Source organism: Caproiciproducens galactitolivorans, from assembly GCF_026672255.1.
Taxonomy (GTDB): Bacteria; Bacillota; Clostridia; order Oscillospirales; family Acutalibacteraceae; genus Caproiciproducens; species Caproiciproducens galactitolivorans_A.
The window spans coordinates 40,712-49,480 of the sequence record NZ_JAPOHA010000016.1; the positions used below are offsets into that span (position 1 = coordinate 40,712).

Annotated in this window: 9 protein-coding genes; 2 read left to right on the plus strand and 7 right to left on the minus strand. The window is 53.0% G+C overall.

Going from position 1 to position 8,769, the window contains the following annotated elements; genetic code table 11:
* Positions 1–458: 458 nt before the first annotated feature.
* The 6 genes from hemW to gpr form a co-directional block, all read right to left on the minus strand.
* Positions 459–1,571: a radical SAM family heme chaperone HemW gene (gene hemW, locus OUY18_RS12935; RefSeq protein ID WP_268059188.1), complete on the minus strand. Its 1,113-nt coding sequence runs from the start codon at positions 1,569–1,571 to the stop codon at positions 459–461.
* Positions 1,564–3,372: a translation elongation factor 4 gene (lepA, locus tag OUY18_RS12940; protein ID WP_268059189.1), complete on the minus strand. Its 1,809-nt coding sequence runs from the start codon at positions 3,370–3,372 to the stop codon at positions 1,564–1,566. Before lepA ends, hemW begins: the two co-directional genes overlap by 8 nt.
* 869 nt (positions 3,373–4,241) lie before the next feature.
* Entirely contained in the window at positions 4,242–4,817 is a 576-nt protein-coding gene (locus OUY18_RS12945; RefSeq protein WP_268059190.1) for a hypothetical protein, read from the minus strand.
* Complete coding sequence (locus OUY18_RS12950; protein ID WP_268059191.1) at positions 4,814–5,059, minus strand: hypothetical protein; 246 nt, start codon at positions 5,057–5,059, stop codon at positions 4,814–4,816. Before OUY18_RS12950 ends, OUY18_RS12945 begins: the two co-directional genes overlap by 4 nt.
* A gap of 76 nt (positions 5,060–5,135) precedes the next feature.
* The gene (spoIIP, locus tag OUY18_RS12955; RefSeq protein WP_268059192.1) at positions 5,136–6,215 is read right to left on the minus strand and encodes a stage II sporulation protein P; all 1,080 of its coding nucleotides are present in this window, start codon (positions 6,213–6,215) and stop codon (positions 5,136–5,138) included.
* Positions 6,216–6,274: 59 nt separating this feature from the next.
* Positions 6,275–7,093 (minus strand): GPR endopeptidase, encoded by an 819-nt coding sequence (gpr, locus tag OUY18_RS12960; protein ID WP_268059193.1) that lies wholly within the window; start codon positions 7,091–7,093, stop codon positions 6,275–6,277.
* A gap of 98 nt (positions 7,094–7,191) precedes the next feature.
* On the opposite strand from gpr, the gene rpsT reads away from it, so the two are divergent.
* Both rpsT and OUY18_RS12970 read left to right on the plus strand, forming a co-directional pair.
* A complete protein-coding gene (gene rpsT / locus OUY18_RS12965; RefSeq protein WP_268059194.1) occupies positions 7,192–7,452 on the plus strand; it encodes a 30S ribosomal protein S20 in 261 nt (86 codons plus the stop codon).
* A 148-nt stretch (positions 7,453–7,600) separates the two neighbouring features.
* Entirely contained in the window at positions 7,601–7,753 is a 153-nt protein-coding gene (locus OUY18_RS12970) for a hypothetical protein (protein WP_268059197.1), read from the plus strand.
* 205 nt (positions 7,754–7,958) lie between these two features.
* Here the strand turns inward: OUY18_RS12970 and spoVAE are convergent, their stop codons facing one another.
* A complete protein-coding gene (gene spoVAE / locus OUY18_RS12975; RefSeq protein ID WP_268059195.1) occupies positions 7,959–8,315 on the minus strand; it encodes a stage V sporulation protein AE in 357 nt (118 codons plus the stop codon).
* Between the last annotated feature and the right edge of the window lie 454 nt (positions 8,316–8,769).

The following is an 8,769-nucleotide window of genomic DNA, read 5'->3' on the forward strand; positions in this document are numbered from 1 at the left end:
ACAGCGCCTTTTGCCATTTCCCCCGCGTTGCAGGCGGTGCTTTACCGCAACAAATGAAAATCGTTTTATATAAAAGCTGTCCGATGAAAAATTCACCGAACAGCTTTTTTAGATTTCATACAATTTTTTGTCCTTAGTTTCGGGCGGGGCAAACTACATCATTTCCTGTAATTCAATATGAAGGACAAAGGAGTAGGTTCGACCTGTCCGAAGACAGCCTGTGATGCAAATTCGGCCTTTTGGGGAACACCTGGCGAGGGTTCCCCCTCACAAAAACAGTCTACCGGACTGTTTTCGCTCCCCTCCTGCGCTTTTTTAATGCAAAGAGACGATGGGGCCCTGCCCTTAAAACCTGCAAACTTTCATCTTGTTCAAGCTCAGCCTTTCCGTGGAGGAACGCTGCATCGCAACGCGGGGGAAACGGCGAAAGGACACGGTGTGTCCGCTGTGTACGCCTTTTAAGCGAATAAAATCTCAGAAGTCAGCAGATTGGAAACCAGAAATCCCTTTGGGGTAAAGTGAAAGCTGTTTTCTTCGCAGACGGTCAGCCCGCCTTTTTCATACAGCTTCGCCGCGTGCAGAATCCGTTCCGGGATGCCGAACCCGAAGCGCGCGCGGCATCCTTCGTCGGTCAGGCCCTCCGTCAGCCGCAGGGCAAGCATGGCGTATTCCTCGAAGCCGCCGCCCGCGCCGTCCTGTACCGGCGGTTCGCCCGCAAGGAAACCTTTCAGGCTTCGATTACAGTAAAACCGTTTCCCATTTAAAAAAGAATGCGCCGCCGGGCCGATTCCAAGGTATTCCCGGCAATGCCAGTATTTCAGATTGTGGCGGCTTTCAAAGCCCGGCTTCGCAAAATTTGAGATTTCATATTGATGAAACCCGCGCTTTTCCAGTTCCTCGCAGGCCAGAAGATATAAATCCGCCGCCGCTTCTTCGCTAGGCAGGACAAGCGCATCCTTTTTATGGCCGTAAACCGTATTCGGTTCAACTTTCAACAGATATGCCGAAAGATGTTGAATCCCCGCGTCCGCGCAGAACGAAATGGAACGCTTCAAACTTTCCGGCGTCTGCTTCTGAACCGCAAGCATCAGATCGAGCGAGATATTTTCGAATCCGGCGGCCTGCGCGTCGCGCACGGCTTTTTCAGCCTGAGGTGCGGTGTGCCGCCGGCCCAAAAGCCGGAGTTCCTCTTCGTTCGCGGACTGTAATCCGATCGACAGCCGATTCGCGCCCGCTTCACGGATTTCCTGAAAGAATCCGCTTAAATCCACCGTCGGATTCGCTTCCGCCGTGATTTCCGCATTTTGCAGGCCAAAGCATTCCCGCGCCTTCTTTATTAAATAGGCGAGACGTTTTCCCCCCAGCAGGCTGGGGGTTCCTCCGCCGAAATACAGCGTGCCCGCCGGGCGGTTTTCCTTTCGCGCAAAAGATTCCAATTCCGCCGCCGCGCGCTCTGTGTAGCGGTTCATGGTTTCCCCGTCGGCGGGCAGGGAATAAAAATCACAGTACGGGCATTTGCCGTCGCAGAACGGAACGTGAATATAAAGGCCGATCGGCTCCGTGTTATTCATCCAGTTTCAGTACGCTCATAAACGCCTCCTGCGGCACTTCTACGGTGCCGAGCTGGCGCATGCGCTTCTTGCCTTCCTTCTGTTTCTCCAGCAGTTTTCTTTTCCGCGAAATATCGCCGCCGTAGCACTTCGCCAGAACGTCCTTGCGCAGCGCCTTTACCGTTTCGCGCGCGATAATCCGCCCGCCCACGCAGGCCTGAATCGGAATTTCGAAAAGCTGGCGCGGAATTTTCTCCGAAAGCTTCTCCGCCATTTTGCGCGCCCGCGGGTAGGCCTTGTCCGAATGGATAATAAAGGACAGTGCGTCCACCACTTCGCCGTTCAGCATAATATCCAGCTTTACAAGGCTGCTCTTTTTATAGCCGCTCAGTTCATAGTCGAAGGAAGCATAGCCGCGCGTGCGGGATTTCAGCGCGTCGAAGAAATCGTAAATAATTTCGTTCAGCGGCAGCTCGTAATGGATGTCCACACGATCGGTGTCGATATAATCCATATTTTTAAAGATGCCGCGCCGTTCCTGGCAAAGCTCCATGATGTTGCCGACGTATTCGCTCGGCGTGTAGATATGCGAGTCGGTCATCGGTTCCTCCGCCATTGAAATCAGTGAAGGATCGGGGTAGTTGGTCGGATTATCAATGAAAACGACCTCGCCGTTCGTTTTGGTAATTCGGTAAACAACGCTGGGCGCGGTGGTAACCAGATCGAGGTTGTATTCCCGTTCCAGCCGTTCCTGAATGATTTCCATATGCAGAAGGCCTAAAAAGCCGCAACGGAAACCGAAGCCGAGCGCGACGGAGGTTTCCGGCTCAAACGAAAGCGCCGCGTCGTTTAGCTGTAACTTGTCCAGCGCGTCGCGCAGGTCGGGATAGTGCGCGCCGTCCGCGGGATAAATCCCGCAGAAAACCATCGGCTGTACCGCGCGGTAACCGGGGAGCGCCTCTTTTGCCGGGTTGTCCGCAAGGGTAACGGTGTCGCCCACGCGCGCGTCCTTTACGGCCTTGATGGAGGCGGCAATATAGCCGACCTCGCCCGCGCTCAGTCCGTCGCTCGATTCCAGACAGGTGGCGCGCCCGTAGCCGCATTCCACCACGGTGAACCGCGCACCCGTAGCCATCATGCGGATGGTGTCGCCCGGGTGTACCTGCCCGTCCATCACACGCACATGGATAATCACGCCTTTATACGCGTCGTAATAGGAATCAAAAACCAACGCCTTGAGCGGCGCGTTTTCGTCGCCCTGCGGCGGCGGCACGTTTTTCACGATCTGTTCCATAACCTGATCGATGTTTGTGCCCAGCTTCGCGGAAATGCAGGGCGCTTCGTCGGCGGGAATGCCGATTACGTCCTCAATTTCCGCGCGCACCCGTTCCGGCTGCGCGCCCGGCAGGTCGATTTTGTTGATAACCGGAACGATTTCCAGCCCCGCGTCCACCGCCAGATAGGTATTGGCAAGCGTCTGCGCCTCGATGCCCTGCGACGCGTCCACGACCAGCACCGCGCCCTCGCATGCAGCGAGCGAGCGGGAAACCTCGTAGTTGAAGTCCACATGACCCGGGGTGTCGATCAGGTTAAACACGTAATCCTGCCCGTCCGCCGCGCTGTAAACCAGCGTAACGGCGTGCGCCTTAATCGTAATGCCCCTTTCGCGCTCCAGATCCATACTGTCGAGCAGCTGGTTTTCCATGTCGCGCAGCGCAACCGACTTCGTCTGCTCCAAAATCCGGTCGGCGAGCGTACTTTTGCCGTGGTCAATGTGCGCGATAATGCTGAAATTCCGAATTCTCTCGCGTGGTATCGACAAATTTATCACCTAATTCAATGAATTTTTTAAAAGGATAATTTATAAGGATAATAAGTTATTATAACATAGAAAACAAAATTTGAAAATCGTCTTTTGGGGACACATAGTGTCCTTTTAGGCCGTTTCCTCCGCGCCGCGAAGCGGCACTCCCCCAACGGAAAGGCTGAGCCTGCACGCATGTTTATAATAAGGTATTTTCTTTCTCAAAGCTACCTCGGAGGAACGTCAATGAAAACCACAAAGAAAGCGTGTACCTGAAAGGCCTTTTGGGGATACCTCAGGAGTGCAGGGGGCGTTTGTGGAACCCTCACGCCGGGCTTCAAAAGCCCCCGGCTCGTCCGTTGCCTAAATTCGGACGATTCCGAAAGTAGGGGCCCGCCCGGCCTGAGGGCAAGCTAAATCATTTCTGTAATTTAATCGAAGGAAAATAAGAGGTTGGTTTGGACTTCAGAACAAAGTCTGCGGCGATTCACAAAGGAACGAGTATCAGCACAATTTTAAAGGGGGAGAACCCTGCGTGCAATTCCAACCTTCCGGGGAACCCCCTGCGAGGGTTCCCCGCGCAAAATAGTCAACCGGACTGTTTTGCTCCCTTCCTGCGCTTTTGGAAGGCTCAGGGAACGCTTGGGGCGCTGCCCCAAACCTCGCAAACTTTTGAGAAAGTTTGATCAAAACTTTTAAATTGTTTAAAAGCAATCCTTCCGTTGGAGGAGCGCCGCCTGCGGCGCGGGGGAAACGGCGCTGTGCGCCCTNTAAATTGTTTAAAAGCAATCCTTCCGTTGGAGGAGCGCCGCCTGCGGCGCGGGGGAAACGGCGCTGTGCGCCCTGCAAAAAGAGGGATGTGCGAAAGCACATCCCTCTTCTCTGATTTAATATTTTGTATTCCGATAGTATTTATCGTTCAGCAGGCGCTTTTTGCGCGATTTGGCCGGACGGCGGTAACGCTTGCGTCCCGGGCCTCCGCGCGGCGGACGGCGGTTGCTTAATACGACAATCAGAACAACGGCAACGCCCAGTGCAATACACGCCCAGGAAAGGATACCGATCCAGTTCATTTTCTTATTGGCGGCCGCGTCAACCGCAGGGGAACTCAGCGGATTGTTTTCCACGATGCTGTTTACGCTCGGAAGAACGATTTCACTCGATACCCCGGAATCTTCACTGCTCAAAAGATCGCTTGAAACATCGCTGGAAGGGTCGGAGGAAGCGCTGGAGGAAACCGCCCTGCGATGGGTTCTCGGTTTCGCGCTCGACACGGGGGGCTTGCTCGGCGTACTCGCCGGGGTATTTGCCGCAGAACCTGCATTGCTTGCGGCCTGCTGCTGCTGAATCGTTTTTTCCACCTGTTCGGGAGTAATCTCGGTTGCCAATGCGGTAACGGAATAACATGAAAACATAAACGCCACGATAAACAGCATCAGCCATGTCTTTTTATGTTGTTTCATGATTTTGATTCCTCCGCAGTATTATCTTGAAATGAGAACACGAAATTATTATACCATACTTTCGCTACATTGCAAGTTTCCTGCCAGGTTTTTCCTGTGATTTGATAAAGAAGCGTTTTGTCGTCCCCAAAGCCGATGCGGCGCGAATTATAGTCCACCACGGCAAGCCCGATCAGCAGCATTAAAACGCAGAGGGTACTGAAAAATGATCCCCAAAAAATTCTTCTGTTTTTTCTTGTCATTCATTTTACACATCCTAAATCAGCTTATCCAAACCTTGTTTTATAAAAAAAACATCTTTTTCTTTTCAAACGGGGCCTACGTCAATTTATTCAAAACTTCGACAAGCGCCTTCCCGAACAGATCGCCGGAATACTTTGCCTCGTCAAGTGTATTCACTTCTGTTCCGAATTCAACAAGCAGGGAACCCTTTGTTAAATTTTCATTGTATTTTCGGGTACAGAAATTCAGCGGACGTCCAAGACCGGGGTACAGATCGGCCATGGATTTCTGAAGCCGCACGGCAAGCCGCAGGTTGTACTCCCAGTTCGGGAAATTCAGCGAACCGTCGTCGTCACAGCCGGAAATAATCATGACCTGCGCGGCCTTTTTCCCGTTTACCATCGCGGTCGGCTTAATCCGCGTGCCGCCCTCGGTTCCCATCGCGTCGCGGTGAATGTCCAGCGTTACCTGAATCGAGGGGTATTTTTTCAGGGCGTTCAGGATGGTCACCTTCGAGCGGTCGTAGGAGCCGTTGTAGCTCGGATAATCATGGCAGGTGGTATCGTGGTACGTATTGATGCCCGCCGCTTTCAGCTGCTCCGCAATGCGTTCGCCGACCGCTACCATGTTTTTCGCATTGTCGCGGCTGCGCGTCTCGCCCGCGAATGCTTCAGTCGTATGCGTATGGTAAATTAAAACCTGTGGGCCGGCATTCTTTACGATTTTTACCGCCGGCTGCTTTTGCAGCTCGCCCGGAATGTCGATCCCATGGTTTTTATTTAAGTTTTTCACCCAGACATTATTGTATTGTACCCCGGCGTTCACAATGCTCATTTCTTTTACGTCCGCCTTCTGCGTTGTGGAAACCGTTCCCTGCGACCCGTTCGCCCCGGAGCTGTTCCGGTTCTCCTCCGAAGAGTTCTCCGGTCTGGATGAACTCGGGCTTTTGGGCGTGCTGGACGCCGGTTCGGGCTGGGACGGGCCGTCCTCCTCGTCCTCTTCCAGAATATCGGTTTTCAACGCTTCGGCCGCGCCTCCCGGCATAATAAATCCGGCGGCGGTAAACGCCGCGTCCCAGGAAGGAAGCACCGAAAGGCGCCCCAAAACACACACGACCGCTGCGAACGTCAGTGCAGCGGAGCACAACCCCGCCGCCTTTTGTCCCCATTTTTTCATATCCTGCCCCCATAAATCGATATTCATTCTTATGCGGGCGGGACAAATTTCATGATGACTCAGGTTAAATCTTCAAAATCAGCAATTGTCATCGTTGGGTTCAAAGCCACGTTGATGCCCATTCCAAGCACTCTTGCGCCCCTCGAAATAATCAGGTCGATTTCCCGCGGCGTAACCATCATCTGCGCGCCGCGCGGAGCGATTTTTTCCTCCTGCCCTTCCGTATCGCCGTCCAGGAGGTCAGAAGCAAGCGTCGCCGCGTCCACCACGGTGGGAATCCCCATGCTGATGACCGGAACGCCCAGCGTGCTTTCGTCGATGCGCGGCCGGGAATTCCCGACCCCCGCGCCCGGGGAAATGCCCGCCGAGCAAAGCTGAACGGTACAGCCCAGCCGCGAGGGGCTGCGCGCCGCCAGCGCGTCGATCGCAATAACGAAATCCGGTTTCATCTCCTTTACCAGCGCCTTCAGAAGTTCAAAGGCCTCAATGCCCGTCGAACCAAGAACGCCGGGGCTTACCACCGAGACGGGGCGCAGGCCTTCCAGCCCCGTCACTCTGGCCAGCTCGCCGCGGATGTGCCGCGTGGCCATGATCCGGTCCGCGGTAAGCGGGCCGAGCGCGTCCGGCGTAATGTCGCGGTTGCCCAGCCCCGCCACCAGCGCGCTTCCCTCTTCGGGCATCAGCTTCGAAAGCTCCCGCGCGGTCAGCGTTAAAAGGCTGTTGTCGCTGTCGATATGGTCGGAGATGGACTTCACCTCCAGCGTAACATAGGTATTGCCTTTTTCTTCGATGCTTGTGATTTTGCACCCGTTTTCCTCCCGTACAACATGCTTGCCGGGATCGGTATTTTCCAGCGCCAGATCGGTACGGAATACCATAAGAATCAACCCCTTATCTTTTTTTATGAAATACTTGCATTTCCTGCTTTTTGATGGTATTATTATTGATACGTGACAATACCAAAGGAGGTGGAATTATGCCTAACATTAAATCAGCGAAAAAGCGCGTGAAGGTTATTGCTACTAAAACGAACATCAACAAGTCCCTTCATTCCGGACTGAAAACAGATATAAAGAAAGCGAACCTTGCGATCGAGTCCGGTGAAGCCAGTGCGGATGCAGTTAAGGTCGCTATGAAGAAGCTTGACCAGGCTGTTGCAAAAGGAATTCTGCACAAGAACACGGCTGCCAGAAAGAAGTCAATTCTTGCACGCAAGCTGAACGCGGCAAACGCATAACCCCAATACGCGGTTTAAATGCAAAAGCAGAGCCTTGTGCCCTGCTTTTTTACTTATCATAAAAAGAAAACAAACTGTTTCCGGCCGGATTGACTTTTCCGAAAGAAATGGTTATCATAGAAACAAGAAGAATACGGAGGTGCTCACTTTGAAAAAATGTAATACCATTACCATATTGATTACGGTTATTTCCGCCTTTATTGCGGTTGGTGCCGCTGTTGTTGCGGTTGTTCTCTTTTTCGAAAAGAAGAAAAAAGACGAAGAAGAACTTGAGCACTACCTGGATTGTTCCATTCAATAGGAACTTTCTCCGGCGCATAACATGACGGGCAGGATTTACCCTGCCCGTTTTTCATGCGCCGTGTTTCACAATATATTTCTTTAAATACATACGGTAATACAGTTTCCAAAGCTCCCAAAGCAACATTCCAAGAATCTGCCCGTTGATAATCCGGAAAATCCGGTAAGCGATTTTCAGCCCGTAAAAAGCCTCACTTTCGCTTATCTTAGCTCTTGTCTCCCGACTTTGAAAACAAGGCCGCGACATATCCGAAGAACACGGCCGCAGCAATTCCCGCGGCACTCGCCGCAACGCCGCCCGAGAAGATGCCGACCAGACCCTTTTCCTTGATCGCTTCCAGCGTCCCTTTCGCCATGGTATAACCGAAACCCGTGAGCGGTACCGTAGCGCCCGCGCCGGCAAACTTTACAAGCGGCTCGTACAGCCCAAGCCCGGTGAGCGCAACGCCCAGCGTAACAAAAAGCACAAGGATTCTGGCAGGGGTCAATTTCGTAAAGTCGATTAAAAGCTGGCCGACCGCGCAGATTGCGCCGCCAACTAAAAAAGCCCGTAAATACTCCACGTTTTTCACCTCGCTTCTAGTTTCGCCGGATCTTGGAAACAATATACATTACAGGAAACAAAATTGAGAGGAAAACGCCGGATTTTAACCGGATACGTTTTTTATTTTTATAGTATGAAATAAAAAAAGTCGGACTTACACCCGGCGGGCTGGACACAATGCCTTTCGCCGGGAAGCCGACTAAGTGAATCTTCCCTCCTAGGGGGGACACCCTGGTGGGGAAGACAACACGCTGATCGATCGGGCGACAGAAAAACCGTTGCTTCCGAATCGTTCGGCCTTGCTCCCGGCGAGGTGGAACCGCCGGGAGGGCCGACAAGGAAATGGGGGGCATCTTTCGCCCATGGTGGAGAACGCTTCTTAAAGATCGGGCGGCAGGAAAAGTAAACGGTGCACCCGAAAAACCCGCCTCATTAAAATGGTGACGCCCGCCGCCCGAACGCAAGGCATAAAA

Excerpts from the sequence above, each read along its gene's own strand:
- hemW (WP_268059188.1), bottom strand. The coding sequence starts at position 1,571 with ATGAATAACACGGAGCCGATCGGCCTTTATATTCACGTTCCGTTCTGC.
- OUY18_RS12945 (WP_268059190.1), bottom strand. The coding sequence starts at position 4,817 with ATGAAACAACATAAAAAGACATGGCTGATGCTGTTTATCGTGGCGTTT.
- OUY18_RS12950 (WP_268059191.1), bottom strand. The coding sequence starts at position 5,059 with ATGACAAGAAAAAACAGAAGAATTTTTTGGGGATCATTTTTCAGTACC.
- spoIIP (WP_268059192.1), bottom strand. The coding sequence starts at position 6,215 with ATGAAAAAATGGGGACAAAAGGCGGCGGGGTTGTGCTCCGCTGCACTG.
- gpr (WP_268059193.1), bottom strand. The coding sequence starts at position 7,093 with ATGGTATTCCGTACCGATCTGGCGCTGGAAAATACCGATCCCGGCAAG.
- rpsT (WP_268059194.1), top strand. The coding sequence starts at position 7,192 with ATGCCTAACATTAAATCAGCGAAAAAGCGCGTGAAGGTTATTGCTACT.